Source organism: Pantoea agglomerans NBRC 102470 (assembly GCF_001598475.1).
Taxonomy (GTDB): Bacteria; Pseudomonadota; Gammaproteobacteria; order Enterobacterales; family Enterobacteriaceae; genus Pantoea; species Pantoea agglomerans.
In genome coordinates this window covers 358,211-374,438 of sequence record NZ_BCZA01000002.1, presented here as the reverse complement: position 1 = coordinate 374,438, position 16,228 = coordinate 358,211, and the positions used below count along the sequence as shown (strand labels likewise).

The window sequence follows — 16,228 nt, the reverse complement described above, 5'->3', positions numbered from 1 at the left end:
ATGGCGATTGATGGACGTAACTTACAGATCCTGGCGAACTACTGCGCCGCCGCTGCCGATGCGATGGCCTTTACGCTGATGCGCACAGCGCACTCCACCTTTGTTAAAGAGACGGAAGATTTCTCCTGCCAGATTGTCAGCCGCAGCGGCCTGGCGTTTGCCTCGCCGCGCAGCTTCGGCGCCCCTTGGTACAGCGGCATCGACTATGCGCCGGTGCTGGCACTGATTGAAGAGTACGCTGACGGCGACATCTGCATTACCAACGACGCCTACGCCGGCAACGTGGCGACCCACTCGCCCGATATCCATATCTGGAAACCGGTGTTCCACCAGGGTGAAATTGTCTGCTTCGTGGTGGGCCACATTCATAACACCGACGTCGGCGGCGCGGTGCCTGCCTCGCTGTCGCGCTCGCTGACCGATATCGTGCAGGAGGGGATTCGCATCCCGCCGCTGAAGATCATGCGGCAGGGTCAGCTCAACGAAGAGGTCGCCAGCATCATGCGGCTCAATGTGCGGGTGCCGGATCAGAACTGGGGCGATTTCAAAGCCCAGCTGGCGTCGGTGAACGTCGGCGAGCGTAAAATCCACGACATTATTGCCCGCTTTGGCATCGCCGACTTTTTGCAGGGCATTGAGGGCATTCTCGATTACGCCGAAGCGCAGGCGCGCAGCATTATCAAAACCATTCCCGACGGGGAATACTTCTATGCCGACTACGCCGATGAAGATGGCGAGGGCGGTTATCCCTGCCGTATCGCCATTACTCTGCGGGTGCAGGGCGATCAACTGGAGCTGGACTACACCGGCAGCGATCCGCAGCTGGCCTCGTCGCTGAATATGCCGACTGGCGGACGTGAGCGGCATCCGCTGGCGCTGGTGGGTGTTACCTATGTGCTCTCTACGCTGGACCGTTCACTGCTGCTTAACGCCGGTACGCTGCGTCCCACCCGGGCAATCCTGCCGCCTGGCACGGTCATGAACTGTGAAGCGCCCGCAGCGGTAGGGATGCGCTCCCTGACCTGTGCACTGTCGCAGATTGCCACTATCGGCGTCTTCTCGCTGGCGATGCCGGAGCGTTTGCCCGCGAATTCACCGGGCGGCAACTCAATCATGAACATCCGTACCCAGACGCAGAATCGCAGTGTGGTCGCCTCGCTGGGTCCGGTGGGCGGCGGCGCGGGTGGCACGCCGCGTCACGATGGGCCTGACGGCTCCGGCGGTCTTTCAGCCTTTCTGAAAAACACCCCGATTGAGATCAACGAAGCGGAAGTGCCAATCCGCTTTCATCGCTACGGACTGGCCCAGGACAGCGCCGGAGCCGGTCGCTATCGCGGCGGTTTAGCCACCGAAATGGCATTTGAGGTTTTCTCGCCCAATACCACCATTACCGCGCGCAACCGTAACCGATCGGTGTTTGCCTCGGCGGGTGTCGTCGGCGGCCAGAGTGGGGCGCTCTCTTACTTCCGTACCCGGCGCGACGGTGAGGTCATCAATCACGGTAACACTGATGTGATCCACTGCCTGCCGGGTGACGTGGTCGAAGTGCGCGGACCCGGCGCGGGCGGTTATGGCCTGCCGACACAGCGCGATGCCGATGCGGTGATGCAGGATGTGCGCTGCGGTTATCTCAGCGTCGCGGCAGCCAGGACGCAGTATGGCGTGGTGGTGGTTGATCACCACGTGGATCGGGCAGCAACGGAGCACCTGCGCGCCACGATGCCGCAGCAGGCTGCGCACCATTTTGAGCACGGCGAAGCACGGAGTCGCTTCGAAATGCTCTGGACGCCACAGCGTTATCAGTTACTGACCGCCTTTCTGGCAAGCGCGCCGGTGAGCTGGCGTCACTTCCTGAAAACCCAGGTATTCCGGGCGGTGGCAGAGATAGGCGAAACGGCGGATATGGCACAAATATTCAGTGATTTGCGTCAGCGATACCCGGCAATGGCGAACAATTAACGGCGATTGCGCATCGTCTACTACGCTTTAAGTCTGCATGGACTACAAGGGGAAACGCGACGATGAGCATGAAAACCAGTGATTTTTTTGTCCAGCGCCTGAAAGAGTGGGGCGTTACACGCATCTACGGCTATCCGGGAGATGGCATCAATGGGGTGCTGGGTGCCATTCAGCGTGCTAACGCCAAAGGCGACGGCATCGAATTTATTCAGGTACGCCACGAAGAGATGGCGGCCTTTATGGCGGCCGGACACGCCAAATTCACCGGTGAGCTGGGCGTCTGCCTCTCTACCGGCGGGCCCGGCGCGACCCATCTGCTGACCGGACTCTATGACGCCAAAATGGATCATGCTCCGGTGCTGGCGATTGCCGGACAGGCGGAAGCGACCGCGCGCGGCTCCAGTTATCAGCAGGAGATGAACCTGGATCGCATCTTCTCGGACGTTGCCAACTTCGTTCAGGAAGCCTCGACTTCGACCCAGGTGCGCCATCTGCTCGACCGGGGCGTGCGCATCGCCAAAGCGCAAAACGGCGTGGCGGTGATCATCATCCCTAAAGATATTCAGGATGAAGAGTGGCAGCCGCCGCAGCATCTGCACGGTTTTACCCATTCCGGCAGCGGCTATCAGCGTCCCAAAGTGATCCCTTATGAAGCGGATCTGCAACGCGCCGCTGAGGTGCTGAACGCCGGCAAAAAAGTGGCGATTCTGATTGGCGCAGGCGCACGTAACGCCGCCGTCGAGGTGGTACAGGTCGCGAATGTGCTGGGTGCGGGCGTGGCAAAAGCGCTGCTGGGCAAAGATGTGCTGCCGGACGATGCGCCGTTTGTGACCGGTTCGATTGGCCTGCTGGGCACGAAGCCCTCATCCGATTTAATGCAGAACTGCGACACCCTGCTGATGATCGGCAGCGGCTTTCCGTGGACGGAGTTCCTGCCGGAAGAGGGCAAGGCGCGTGCGGTGCAGATAGACATCGATCCCGCCATGCTCGGCCTGCGCTATCCCAGCGAAGTGAACCTGCATGGCGATGCGGCTGAAACCCTGCGCGCCCTGCTGCCGCTGCTGGAGCATAAAAAGGATCGCAGCTGGCAGGAAGATATTGCGCTTCAGGTACGCGACTGGTGGACGCTGATGGAAGAGCGCGCCATGGCACCGGCTAATCCGGTCAACCCGCAGCGGGTGGTGTGGGAGATGTCGCCACAACTGCCGGATAACGCCATTGTCACCTCGGACTCCGGTTCCTGTGCCAACTGGTTCGCCCGCGACTATCGGGTTAAGCAGGGTCAGCGCGCCTCGCTCTCCGGCGGTCTGGCCTGTATGGGCGCGGCGGTGCCTTATGCGATTGCCGCAAAATTTGCCCATCCCGACAAACCGGTGGTGGCGCTGGTGGGTGACGGTGCGATGCAGATGAACAATATGGCAGAGCTGATCACCATCCAGAAATACTGGCAGCAGTGGGCCGATCCACGCCTGATCGTCTGCGTGTTCAACAACCAGGATCTCAATCAGGTCACCTGGGAGCAGCGGGTCATGGAGGGGAATCCCCGCTTTGACGCCTCGCAGCAACTGCCGGACGTGAAGTATGCTGAGTTTGCGCAGTCGCTGGGGATGGTCGGTATTTTTGTCGATAATCCTGACGATCTGGCGGCGGCCTGGCAGCGTGCGCTCAGCGCCGATCGCCCGGTATTGCTGGAGGTGAAAACCGATCCGGAAGTTGCCCCGTTACCGCCGCACATCACCTTTAAACAGGCGAAAGCCTTTATGGCGTCAATGGTGAAAGGCGATCGCGGCGCGGCACAGATCATCAGCGACACCGCCAGCCAGCTGTTCAATAAAAAGCATTAAGGGCTAAGTAGGGCGGTCGCGCCTCGCTAACCTTAAATCCCGGATGCACTCGCGTCCGGGTCTCCAGTCACTTCATCATCATCAACGGGAGTCTTACCATGACTGCTCACTCCAGCCCTGTCTGGTTAATATCGGGATGTTCGACCGGATTTGGTCGTGAACTGGCGCAGCAGACCATCGCGCGTGGTTTTAAGGTCGTCGTGACGGCACGTGATACATCTTCCATTGCCGATCTGGTTGAGGGACACGATAACGCGCTGGCAGTAGCGCTGGATGTGACCCACCAGGCGAGCATCGACCAGGCCGTCAAAACGGCACTGGACAGGTTCGGCACCATTGATGTGCTGGTAAACAACGCCGGTTACGGCTATCAGAGCTCGGTGGAAGAGGGTGTGGAAAGCGAAATCCGCGCGCAGTTTGATGCCAACGTCTTTGGCCTGTTTGCCCTGACCCGCGCCGTGCTGCCCGCGATGAGAAAGGCGCGCAGCGGCCACGTCATCAACATTACCTCGGTGGCAGGCTTAATTGGTTTTGCCAGCTCAGGCTACTACTCTGCCAGCAAACATGCGGTGGAAGGCTGGTCAGATTCGCTGGCGCTGGAAGCGGGGCCGCTGGGCATTCGCGTCACCTGTGTTGAGCCAGGTCCGTTCCGCACCGATTGGGCCGGACGCTCCCTGCATCAGACGCCGAGCACGCTGCCAGACTATGCAGAGACTGCAGCCGCACGGATGAAAGCCACCGCCGAATACAGCGGCACGCAGAAGGGCGATCCGGCGCGGGCCGCCACGGCGATGATTGCCATCACTGAGCATGATAACCCGCCACGCCATCTGGTGATGGGTGCCTGGGGCCATGATGCCGTAACCAGCAAGCTCAAAGAGCGGCTGGCTGAGATCGAAGCGTGGAAACAGACGTCGGTGGAGACGGATTTTCCGGAGTAACAGGTGAGTTGCGGGTGGCGAAAAGCCGTCTGCGAGTGAGCCAGAAGCTGATAAAAATACGAAAGGCCCGTTATCGGGCCTTTAAGCGTTAAGCGCTGATCTTAGCTTTCTGCATTTCGCGCGCATTCAGCTCTTTCAACTTGCGGCGTAACAGGGCAGACGACGAGCGTTTTTTCCTCTGAGCTAACTGGGCTTTAATGGCGGGCAGATCGGGTCTGGCCAGCCATTCAGCAATCAATAGTGCCCTTAACTCCCTGTTCTCGGCATCAGCCGCATCTGTGATGCCATCGTATTTATCGTAAAACGACATAGCAAGCTCTCCCTGTAGTCACTACTTTATAAGCCCGGAAATATTTCGGGATTAAAGGTTGCGGCGCTTTCTTAGGCAACCCTGTTCGGCGATTGTAGCGTAGTTCATTTTTTAACCCAAGCAAAGCGTCGTAGATCTCCTCAAGGGGTGTCGGGCGATTGCGGTCAACGATCTCTCCTGATGCAGCCTGGAAAACAAAACCGCCTATAAAGAAGCTTTCATAGTGTGCCATTAACGCCAGGAGTACGCTTTTGAAAACGACAGCACTGCCTAATCCTGCAAAGCTGATATGGCGGAAATCGCCGAGGCACTCCAGACCATCGAACACGTCAAAACAGACTTCAGCCAGCCCTTTAACCGGAAAGGCGATACCGGGTGGCATCTGGTATCCGATGCGGGTAAAGGTCTGTTCATCCATTAGCTTGCCCACGATGACAGTGTAATTCTCATTACCGGCAACAAACGCGTAACTGTAATGAATACGCCGATCGTAAATGAATTTTTTCCGCCTGATTTCGTAGTTTTCAAGATAAATATCTTCTTCAATGCGCACTTATCATCCCTGCAGGCTGCATGTGAATCTTTAAGCCGTGATTTTTTAGTGCCTGCTCAGACCGGTCAAACCTCCCTGGTAAAAATGTGGTTATTCATTCCAGCATATCGGCCGCTGTTGCTGATAACCGACATCGTTTTGTAAAGCAGCCCGCAAAGCATTCAGCTATTACGCCCCCTTATCGCGCAGCCCTGCGCCATCATCGTGCTGGAAAAATAAACAGTCGCCTCCACCTGGCATCATAAGAATTCGATCTTGTATCCCAGACCGTATTCCATCTGGCATCCCCGTTTCAGACCGGATGAATCACCGCTAACTGGCACGCTTCATGCACTAGCTGACAGGTACACTTTTGGCGAGGTAACCCATGTTTGACTCCTTATTAGACGAAGATGCCACCACGATGGCCGCTCTGATTCGCAGCGGGGACGTGTCGGCGTGCGAGCTGACCGTGGCGGCGCTGGCGCGGATGGAACAGCGGGAACCGGCGATACAGGCTTTTTGTACCCCGACGCCTGAACTGGCGATGGCACAGGCCAGAGCCGTGGATGCCCGACGGGCACGCGGTGAAACACTGGGCGCGCTGGCAGGCGTACCGCTGGCGGTGAAAGATTTAATCTGCACTGCAAACGTCAGAACCACCTCCGGTTCGGTGGCGTACAAAGATTTCGTGCCGGAAGATGATGACATCACGGTGGAACGGTTGCTGGCCGCCGACGCCATTCTGCTTGGCAAAACCACCGCACCGGAGTTTGGCTACAGCGGGGTCGGGCACAATCCGCTGTTTCCGTCGCCGCGCAATCCCTGGGATTTGAGCATGACGCCAGGAGGGTCCAGCGCCGGTTCGGGTGCGGCGGTGGCGGCGCGGCTTTGCCCGATTGCACTGGGCAGCGACGGCGGCGGGTCGGTACGCATTCCGGCGGCGCACTGCGGTATTTTCGGCTTCAAGGCGTCGATGGGCCGGGTGCCGCTCTGGCCCGGCTGTCGTGATGAACGCTACCCCGGCGTGTCGAGCTGGGAGTCACTGGAGCACATCGGTCCGATGACGCGCAGCGTGCGCGATGCCGCGTTGATGATGTCACTGATGGCCGGACCAGATATGCGCGATCGCCACTCGATTCCCTGCAGCGATGTCGACTGGCTGGGTGCGCCACACCATCTGCCAGGCAAACTGCGCATCGCCTTCAGCGCGGATTTTGGCTATGTGGCCGTTGACCCGGAAGTGCGGGCAGTGGTCAGCGCGGCGGTGCAGCGTTTTGCCGCTGAAATCGGTGCTGAACTGGAACTGGCCGATCCGGGCTTCCCTGATCCGTCGGCGGCCTTTGGCGCGCTGGTGGCGATGGAGAGCGATCTCACCGGTATGCGCCGGATGCTGGCGGAGCAGGGCAGCGAGATGTCGCCGCATCTGGTCGCCATGCTGCAGCGCGACTGGCGGGCGGAAAACTTCACCGATGCCATCACCACCCGAAAAGCGGTCAGCAACTGCCTGTGGCGCTTTATGCAGCGCTTTGACCTGCTGATTACCCCGACGCTGGCGGTGCCGCCGTTTCCGCTGGGGATGCAGGGACCGGAGATCATTGATGGCCGCATGGTCCGCAGCGATCACTGGCTCTCGTTCTGCTACCCCTTCAACTTCACCGGTCAGCCCGCCGCGTCCGTTCCCGCCGGTTTTACTGCCAGCGGCTTGCCCGTCGGTCTGCAGATTGTCGGACGTCATCTTGATGATGCCTTAGTGCTGGCTGCCAGTGCCGCTTTCGAGCGCATTCAGCCGTGGAATCACCTTCAACCCGGAATCGCCCAATGAAAACGTCTACTACGCCTGCGCTGGAGCAGGAGTTTGAACATGAGCCGGTACCGCTGTCGCACCGTCATTCTACCCGCTCCGTCTCGGCCGTCTGGTTTGGCTTTCCGATGATCCTCACCAATGCGCTATTTGGCGGCATCATCACCTGGCATCTGGGGTTCTGGCCCGCGCTGATCGCCATTCTGCTGGGAAACCTGGTGCTGTTCGCCTATGTCGGCGCGCTGAGCTGGTACGCCGGTAACAGCGGAATGAACTTTGCTTTACAGGCCAGACGCACCTTTGGCAGCAAAGGCTACATCCTGGTCTCGGGTTTTCTCTCGACGGTGGTGATCGGCTGGTACGCCTTCCAGACCGGCCTTACCGGCACGGTCATTAATCAGACCTTTGGCTGGAATGCGCTGGCGGTGACGGCCTTCGCCATGATCCTCTATACCGGCATTACTTTCCTGGGCGTGCGGGCGCTGTCGGTGCTGGGGATGATCGCCGCGCCGCTGTTTGTGGTGCTGGGAATGGTGGCGCTGTGGCTGATTAGCAAACAGCACGACTTCTCCGTGGTGACGCAGTGGAAGGGCAGCGCCAGCGCAGCCGGTGCAATGAGCATGGGCACCGCCGTCACCATGGTGGTGGCCGGTTTTGCTGACTCCGGCACTATGACCGCTGACTTTACCCGCTGGTCGAAGAATGGTCGTTCGGCGGTGATCGCCGCGTTCTCTGCCTTCCCCGTCGCCAACGTCATCTCCTATCTGTTCGGTGTGGTGATTGTGGCCGTGGGCGCCGCGGTTGATCCGCTGACCAATGGCGGTAACTTCCTGCCGATGCTGATGGGGCACAGCGCCTTTTTGTCGGTAGTGGCCTGCCTGTTTGTCTTTATCAATCTCGGATCGGTCTGCACGCACTGCCTCTACAACGGGGCGGTGGGCTTCAGTCATCTGTTCAGCAGCAAAATGCGGCTCTGGACGCTGATCCTGGGTGCCATTGGCGGCGTGCTTGCGCTGGCGGGTGTCTGGTCTTACTTCCTGGAGTGGCTCAGCCTGCTTGGCATTGTGGTGCCACCGTTTGGTGCCGTGATGATCGTGGATTTAATTTTTATGGCGCGCATCAGCGAGCAGCGTCCGGCGCAGCGTTTTCGTGGTACTGCGTTTGCCGCCTGGGCGATTGGCAGCCTGTGTGCGGTGATCGCCCACGTCGCTTTCCCTCAATTCGGTGAAGCGGTTATTGGTCTGGTGACTGCCGCCATCAGCTACAGCGTGATCAGCAGAATGCGCATGCCGCGCCCGGTAATGGAGAACAGCAATGCCCGACTACAGCGTTAATTCAACCCCCTACGCCTGGCCGTTTGACGGCACTTTTACGCCGGCTGACACCGCGCTGATCGTGATTGATATGCAGACCGACTTCTGTGGCGTGGGCGGCTATGTCGACAGCATGGGCTATGACGTGAGTCTGACCCGCGCGCCCATCGCACCGTTGCAGCAGGTGCTGGCGGCGATGCGCGCCCGGCAGTTTCCGGTTATTCATACCCGCGAAGGGCACCGGCCCGATCTCAGTGATTTGCCCGCCAACAAACGCTGGCGCTCGCGGCGAATGAACGCCGGGATTGGGGATGAGGGACCGTGCGGCCGTATTCTGGTGCGCGGTGAACCGGGCTGGGAGATTATCCCGGAGCTGGCACCGCTGCCGGGTGAAGTGGTGATCGATAAGCCGGGTAAGGGATCGTTTTATGCCACCGATCTGGAGCTGATATTGCGCAGTCGCGGCATCCGTAATCTGATCCTCACCGGCATTACCACCGACGTCTGCGTCCACACCACACTGCGCGAAGCCAACGATCGCGGCTTTGAGTGCCTGGTGCTGTCCGATTGCTGCGCTGCGACCGAGCTGCGTCATCATGAGGCGGCGCTGAGCATGATCCATATGCAGGGTGGCATCTTTGGCGCGGTCGCCCATTCTGCCGCGCTGCTGGATAGCCTGGGGGTTTAATTTCCCGCAACAACGGGTGAAGGGTGATGTTGATCTTCTGATCTCAGATGCATCACGCAGCCGGAAAGCCTGAGCACAGAGCTGCGCTCAGGCTTTCCACATCAGTATCACTCATGCTGCGCGTTGTCTGGCACAATAGTTTTCATCAGTGCTGAGAGCTGATCGGCGGGCACCGCCTGACTGAACAGATAGCCCTGCAACTGATTACAGCCTGCATCTGCCAGCGCAGACATCTGTCCTGGCGTCTCGACGCCTTCTGCTGTCACCATCAGACCCATGGCATGACCCAGCTTCACCACCGATTCAACAATCGCCACTGAATTTTCCGCCACGCCCAGCGACTGGGTGAATGAGCGATCGATTTTGATTTTATCCACCGGAAAGTTGCTGAGATAGTTCAGGCTGGAGTAACCGGTGCCAAAGTCATCCAGCGCAATCCGGAAGCCCGCGTCACGCAGTTCCACAATAATGGCGCGTGCTTCGCGTTCATCTTCGATTAACACCCCTTCGGTGATCTCCAGTTCAAGGCGCTTCGGATCGCCGCCGTTCTGGCTGACAATCGCCATCACCCGCTCAACAAAGCCGGTAGAGCGGAACTGCACCGGCGAGACGTTGACCGCCACCAGCAGTTCGGGAAAACGCTGCTGAGTGACGCAGGCTTCAGCCAGTACCCATTCGCCCAGCGGAATAATCAGGCCGGTCTCTTCGGCAATCGCGATAAATTCACCGGGCGCAATCAGGCCGCGGGCTGGATGGTGCCAGCGCAGCAGCGCTTCGATGCCCACCATCTGCTGGCCGCCAATATCCATCAGCGGCTGATACCACACCTCCAGCCCCTGACGGTTATGTAGCGCCGTACGCAGGTCGGCAGCGATGGTCTGTCGGGTCCGTACCGACTCATCCATCGCCCGTTCAAACTGTCGATACGTGCCGCGCCCGCCGCTTTTGGCCTCATACAGCGCAATATCCGCTTTGCGCATCAGCTCCAGCCGATCAACCCCATCTTTGGGTGCCAGCGCCAGTCCGATACTGGCGCCACTCCAGATATCGCTGCCAAACAGCGTAAAAGGCTCACTCAGTTCATCGATAATGCGCTGCGCCAGGCTATGTACCTGGCCGATATTATCGACGTCCGGCATTACCACGATAAATTCATCACCGCCGATGCGTCCTACCGTATCGCTGGCCCGCACGATACGGCTCAGACGCTGTGCGACCGCGATGATCAGTTCATCTCCGGCATGATGACCGTGGGTATCGTTGATGGTTTTAAAGCGGTCGAGGTCGATGAGCAGCAGCGCCACCCGCTGATCGTGGCGCGTCGCCAGAGCCAGCGCCTGGGTTAAGCGGTCTTCGACCAGTGCGCGGTTCGGCAGGCCGGTCAGCACATCATGAAACGCCAGGTGCTGTGCCTGAGCCTCCGACGCGCCGAGCCTGAGCATGGATTGCGAGAGGTTCACCGAGGAGTTCCAGAGTCGCCGCACCATATAAAGGCAGAGCAGGGATATCGCCAGTACCGCCAGCCCGGTAGATGGCCCGATGGTGCGCAGCATCTGCGCACCGGGACGGGAGGGGATCCAGTTCAGATAGCCAACCGCCTCACCCGCCTGCGCGATCAGCAGATAGCGCGCACCGATTCCCGGCTGTGGCGTGCCGTCGGAGAAGTGCAGCCCCTGCAGCTGATTGCGTTCCGCCAGGCCCGCCAGATAGCCGTCATCAAGAAATTTCAGGCTCACCAGCCGGAAACGCGGCAGGGCATTGCTCTCCCGCTGGATGTTACCTACTGCCAGCGCGGCGGCCCGGTTTGTCACACGGGCATAATCGGCGTTATCGTGGCGTGCCGGATCGTTGACCAGCGGGCTTTGCAGCACCTCACCAATCAGTGGGTCATTTTCAGAGGCGGAGACCGGCTGGCCTTCGCGCCAGACTCTGACGATCTGATTTTGCTGGTCCAGCACCAGAATCAGCTGATGGCCGAACATCTCATACAGCCACAGTCCAATGTTCTCATCCAGCCACCTGCTGCTGTTGCCCTCTGCCAGATGCTGCTCAAAGGGTCCCCAGCGCGACAGGCTGTGCAGCTGGCGCAGATGCTCATTCAGACTCTGTGAAAAAGAGGCTTCAATCATCCGTTGCTGCTGATGGCGGGCCTCCGTATTGGTGAGTGAGGTACCAACAAAGAGCGCAGCGCCTGCACCTACAAACGTCAGCAGTAAGATAGCGACCAGCGGCACCAGGACTTCACGCAGGAAACTGCGACGAAAATCAGAGGAAAGTTTAAGGGTGTTAATCATATTGTTGTTTTTCTCAGCAGCAGGGGAACAGCTTAAAAATTAGCAGATGGCACAAAAACGTCCACGCAAAGCGTTACGCTTAGTGATTCTGGCAACGTTTTTGTTGCCGGATGGCCAGGGCAGCCTAAATAATGGGGAGTGAAAAAGTGGCCGTGTTGTATCAGATATTTTAATGGGGTTAGCTGGCTGGACGGTGACATGAGGGCCAACATTCGGCCTCTGTATCAGTAGCCATAAGGCTGGCGCGCGACAGCCTCTCTGGACGCATCACCGTGCATTTCCTGTTAACTTCGCCGCTATGGTTCATACTCATGTGCGCTGATTGTGTTACGAACGGATAGCCGTGAAGACAACGGTTACTGAGTTTGTCACTTATCTGACAGCCTGAGGTTGTCAGCTTACTATAAGGGAAAATAATGCCATTGTTATTCGGTGAGTTATCTGGTTTCCCGTCATGGGTGCCTGTTGTATTACTCGTCTCGCTCTCTTTTGTGCTGGGATTTCTGGCCCGCCTTATCCTGCTCCGGTTCATCCGCTACTGGCAGATTCGTGACAGAAAACTGTTTAAATCCCTTGAGAAGCATCTTAGCGGCTCGATGTTCTTTTTTATTCCGTTATTAATGATTAATGTCGGCGTTAATTACATCGATTTCCAACCGGAATCTCTCTCTTTAATCACCAATATCATCAATGTCTTTATTATTATGTCATTTTGCTCGGTCTTAATCCGGCTGACCAATGTGGCGCAGGATATGCTTTATATCCGCTATGACATTAATATTTCCAATAACCTTCGTGCGCGCAAAATTCGCACGCAGATTATCTATGTCAAAAAAGTAGTTATTGTTATCCTGGTTCTGTTCTGTGTTTCGCTGATTCTGCTCAGCTTCCCTGGCGTCCGGAAATTCGGCACCACCATCCTGGCGGGTGCCGGTGTCGCCGGTATCATTATTGGTTTTGCGCTGCAAAAGTCGCTGGTCAATCTGTTCGCCGGTATTCAGATCGCCTTTACCCAGCCTATTAAAATTGATGATGCGGTAGTGGTGGAAAAAGAGTGGGGCTGGATTGAAGAGATCAACCTGACCTATGTGGTGGTGCGCATCTGGGATTTGCGTCGGCTGGTGTTGCCGATCACCTACTTTACCGAAAATCCGTTCCAGAACTGGACGCGTAATAACGCCCAGATCTTAGGCTCGGTGTTTCTTTACGTGGATTACTCCATGCCGCTGGAGCCGCTGCGCAAGCATTTTGAAAAAGTGCTGAGCGAAACCAAGCTTTGGGATCAGGAAACCTCTGTGCTGCAGGTGACCGACACCACCGAGAAAACCATGACCATCAGGATGCTGATGACCGCGCAGAACTCGCCGATCGCCTTTGATTTACGCTGTTACGTGCGTGAGAAGATGATTGAGTTTATTCAGCAGAATTACCCGGAAAGCCTGCCGCAGGTGAGAGCATCACTGACGGATACCGGGCGTGAGAAGGTGGGAATAGGGACGGCAGAATAGGGGCAAGCTGGGAGCGGCAGTCTGCGTGGGTGTGTGCATCCTGATGGCTGTTGCTCCGTTGTTCTTTCAGGGCAGGCGATGGTGTGTTTGTCCGCCTGGTGTCTGAAGCGGACATAATTGTTTTGGCCATCTTCTGGTAGGCCCGATGTCTGCAGAAGAAGCTGCAGACATCAGCCTGACTCAGTTAAAAGCTCACCCACGGATCGCTTGAAACTTTTTCTTTCACCTGAACAGACGGTATGGCCGGGGAGCGTATGTCTGTCACGACCGCACCAGTCTGCAACCTGAACCGGCTGGTAATCGCACTTAACGATTTAACCTGTTCCTCCAGTACACCCGTAGCAGCAGCAGAAGCCTGAACCAGCGTGGCGTTCTGTTGAGTCACACTGTCCATTTCGGTTACAGCCGTGCCGATCTGATTTATTCCCTTACTCTGTTCAGAAGACGCCGCCGCAATCTCTCCCAGCAGCGAGGTCACGCCGGTCACATCGCTGATAATTTTTTCTGTTGTCAGCGAAACCTGAGCCACTTTCTGCTCACCCAGACCGACGTTCAGATTGGATTCAGCAATCAGCTTTTCAATTTCCCGCGCAGACTGTGTGCTGCGTTGTGCAAGCGTGCGAACTTCGTTAGCAACCACAGCAAAACCGCGACCCTGGTCGCCTGCACGTGCTGCTTCTACCGCTGCGTTCAGTGCCAGAATGTTTGTCTGAAAGGCAATGCTGTTTATTACGGAGGTAATTTCACTGATGGCCATTGCGCTGGTTTTGATGTCTGCCATCGTGCGCACCACTTCCCGCATTGCCGCGCCGCATTCCGAAGCGGTTCCGGAAGCCGCAGAGGCCGCGTCGCTGGCGACTGAGGCATTACCGGCGTTGAGTGAAACAGTAGACGAGAGCTCCTCCATGCTCGCCGCGGTCTCTTCGAGCGCTGCCGCCTGTTGCTCCGTGCGGCTGGAAAGACTGTGGTTGCCGTCGCTTATCTGCGTGGTAACGCGAGCCACTTCGCTTACGCCATTGACGATTTCACTGACCATCGTTTTCAGGCCAAGCTGCATATTTTCAAGCCCCTGCAGTAGCTTGCCCATTTCATCGTTGCGGAGATTGTGGAACTCCGATGTCAGATCGCCGGCACCAATGGCTGCCGTTACTTCGCCAGCACGACGCAGGGGCTTGATCAGCACATTTTTCAGCACCGCCGCCACAATGACTGAGGCCAGGATAAAGAGTATGATCGACACACCCGCAGCAACATAAGCAATGTGCGTATCGGTATCGGCCTGCTGGGTGATGTTTACGGCTGACTGTTTATGTATGGCAATAACCTTGTCCAGCGGAACGCGGTAAGCCTCATCAAGTGCCACGACTTTTGTACCAGCAAGCATCAGAAAAGCGGGTACATCCCTTTTCTGCAGCGCGGTGAAAAGGGCACCAACGCCTTGCTGAGTGTAATCGTTGTAGCGTGCGGCCAGCTCCCGTGACAGTTCCGCTTCACCGGCCATTTTTGGTGCAGCCTGATAGGCCTGCATAAAGCGCAAGCCGCCATCATAGTAAAATCTGGCCTGGGCCAGCGCGGCATTAAACGCTTCTGGATTGCTGCCGTCAGCATAAGGGACAGCGGCCAGCAGTGTGGTGCGAGCGGCACGTATCCAGTTAGTCGTGTCAGCGACGCCAAGGGTGGCAGAGACTTCATGGTTGAGATTTTTGAGAGACTCCGCGCTGCGATTCAGATAGATCACACTCAGCAATGAAGAAGCAAGAAAGACAAAAAACAGGAACAGTCCGGATAACGTCAGGATCGTGGTGAGACGTGTATTTTTCAGCATGGCAGTAAAGCTCCAGGTAAGATGTCTTACGATTATCGGCCTGGAGCAGCCAGAGATTACTCACGGTTATTAACCAACGGCAGTGCAAAAATCGCGCATAAATTTAAGAAGGCAGGCTTCAGTAAAAATAAAATGACAATTTAAATTATGATGTTGAATCAGATGGTTTATTTATTTTTTAAGGTTTTGAATATTCAGATTAACTTAAAAAATAGTGGAAAATTACAATGTTAATTTGAGAGGGAATGATGGAATACCATCAAAAGGGCATCAGAATTTTGCCAGCCGGGATGCTTTTTGATTCAATTATCTGCGACTTCTACTCTTTTTCAGTTTTTGAAAAAGCCTTCGGGACATGATCAACTGTTCAGGGATTACGTCCGTTTTCTTTCATTGAATACCTGACCCTGGTTACATCATTATCCTCTTCAGAACCTGCTGATATTGCAGCATAAGCTGAGGGAATAGCGTGGCTACTTCTGTTTTACCGGTTTTAATCCCTGAGGGTAGGGCAACATGCAGCCTCAGGTTAAAACGTTGATTGCCGTTAAGGGTGCGGGCTGAACGCGGTCAGGGCTAAATGCTTGTCTGGATAATGATATCAACGCACTCAGCAGGCGATAATTCTGCGGTATCCAACAGCAGATGGTCTCTGGTCCACGGTTCATAAACACGATCCACAACGGCTTGCCAGTCAGGCACTTTTAAACCAGGAATATCTGAGATTCTGTTCTCTACACGGGCACGATGCTGTTCTGGATCCGAACAGAGGATTTCAATTTCCAGAAAGGGAACACCTGATGATAGTGCGATATCACGAAAACTATCGCGCACCAGGTTAAGATCATTCACCGAGTCAGTGACAACAGGTGATCCCAGTCTGAGATTGTCCCGCGCAAGCTCATAAAGGATGAAGTAGCCTTCGGGGCCAATATCCCTGAAAGTTGCTGAACTATTACGCAGAGCCTGTTCGATCGTATCTACGCGTAAATACACCGCTTTCAATTTTTCAGATAGCATTTTAGCGATAGTGCTTTTGCCGCAACCCGGAAGGCCACTTAAGATGTAGAGCATAACGACTCCTGTTTTAACCCGCGCTCCAGTGGTAAAGCAGACACATTGATACATCAATCTGCGCGAAATTATGCGAACCTGTGTCGGATGATCGCCACCCTTTGCCAGCAGCGGGCAGTGTTTATTCCACTTCTGC

12 protein-coding genes are annotated in these 16,228 nt (G+C 56.5%); 7 read left to right on the top strand and 5 right to left on the bottom strand.

Annotated elements, in window-relative coordinates:
• From PAG01S_RS05330 to PAG01S_RS05320, 3 genes are all read left to right on the top strand, one after another.
• Window positions 1–1,959 (top strand): hydantoinase B/oxoprolinase family protein, encoded by a 1,959-nt coding sequence (locus tag PAG01S_RS05330; protein WP_062757919.1) that lies wholly within the window; start codon window positions 1–3, stop codon window positions 1,957–1,959.
• 62 nt (window positions 1,960–2,021) lie between these two features.
• Window positions 2,022–3,803 (top strand): thiamine pyrophosphate-requiring protein, encoded by a 1,782-nt coding sequence (locus PAG01S_RS05325; protein ID WP_010670901.1) that lies wholly within the window; start codon window positions 2,022–2,024, stop codon window positions 3,801–3,803.
• Between the two features lie 98 nt (window positions 3,804–3,901).
• Window positions 3,902–4,744 carry an oxidoreductase gene (locus PAG01S_RS05320; protein WP_060680509.1) on the top strand — a complete coding sequence of 281 codons (843 nt, stop codon included), beginning with the start codon at window positions 3,902–3,904 and terminating at the stop codon, window positions 4,742–4,744.
• 88 nt (window positions 4,745–4,832) lie between these two features.
• On the opposite strand, the gene PAG01S_RS05315 is transcribed toward PAG01S_RS05320, so the two are convergent.
• Together PAG01S_RS05315 and PAG01S_RS05310 are read right to left on the bottom strand one after the other, a co-directional pair.
• Complete coding sequence (locus PAG01S_RS05315; protein ID WP_010670899.1) at window positions 4,833–5,054, bottom strand: hypothetical protein; 222 nt, start codon at window positions 5,052–5,054, stop codon at window positions 4,833–4,835.
• A complete protein-coding gene (locus PAG01S_RS05310; RefSeq protein ID WP_010670898.1) occupies window positions 5,038–5,607 on the bottom strand; it encodes a hypothetical protein in 570 nt (189 codons plus the stop codon). The genes PAG01S_RS05315 and PAG01S_RS05310 overlap by 17 nt, the downstream gene beginning before the upstream one ends.
• A gap of 367 nt (window positions 5,608–5,974) precedes the next feature.
• Between PAG01S_RS05310 and PAG01S_RS05305 the strand changes: the two genes are divergently transcribed.
• Genes PAG01S_RS05305 through biuH form a run of 3 tightly spaced genes read left to right on the top strand, consistent with a single transcriptional unit; the run spans window position 5,975 to window position 9,391 of the window.
• A complete protein-coding gene (locus PAG01S_RS05305) occupies window positions 5,975–7,411 on the top strand; it encodes an amidase (protein WP_052270625.1) in 1,437 nt (478 codons plus the stop codon).
• Window positions 7,408–8,724, top strand: a complete 1,317-nt coding sequence (locus PAG01S_RS05300) for a purine-cytosine permease family protein (protein WP_033778901.1) — start codon at window positions 7,408–7,410, stop codon at window positions 8,722–8,724. Before PAG01S_RS05305 ends, PAG01S_RS05300 begins: the two co-directional genes overlap by 4 nt.
• Window positions 8,705–9,391, top strand: coding sequence for a biuret amidohydrolase (gene biuH, locus PAG01S_RS05295; protein WP_062757917.1), 687 nt, complete (start codon window positions 8,705–8,707; stop codon window positions 9,389–9,391). The genes PAG01S_RS05300 and biuH overlap by 20 nt, the downstream gene beginning before the upstream one ends.
• 107 nt (window positions 9,392–9,498) lie before the next feature.
• Here the strand turns inward: biuH and PAG01S_RS05290 are convergent, their stop codons facing one another.
• On the bottom strand, window positions 9,499–11,685 hold the full coding sequence (locus tag PAG01S_RS05290) for a putative bifunctional diguanylate cyclase/phosphodiesterase (protein ID WP_062757915.1): 2,187 nt from the start codon (window positions 11,683–11,685) through the stop codon (window positions 9,499–9,501).
• Window positions 11,686–12,101: 416 nt separating this feature from the next.
• Between PAG01S_RS05290 and PAG01S_RS05285 the strand changes: the two genes are divergently transcribed.
• Entirely contained in the window at window positions 12,102–13,193 is a 1,092-nt protein-coding gene (locus PAG01S_RS05285; RefSeq protein WP_033758264.1) for a mechanosensitive ion channel family protein, read from the top strand.
• Window positions 13,194–13,377: 184 nt separating this feature from the next.
• Here PAG01S_RS05285 and PAG01S_RS05280 read toward each other — a convergent pair whose 3' ends face one another.
• Entirely contained in the window at window positions 13,378–15,018 is a 1,641-nt protein-coding gene (locus PAG01S_RS05280) for a methyl-accepting chemotaxis protein (RefSeq protein ID WP_062757913.1), read from the bottom strand.
• A gap of 576 nt (window positions 15,019–15,594) precedes the next feature.
• On the bottom strand, window positions 15,595–16,092 hold the full coding sequence (locus PAG01S_RS05275) for a P-loop nucleotide/nucleoside kinase family protein (protein ID WP_062757911.1): 498 nt from the start codon (window positions 16,090–16,092) through the stop codon (window positions 15,595–15,597).
• Between the last annotated feature and the right edge of the window lie 136 nt (window positions 16,093–16,228).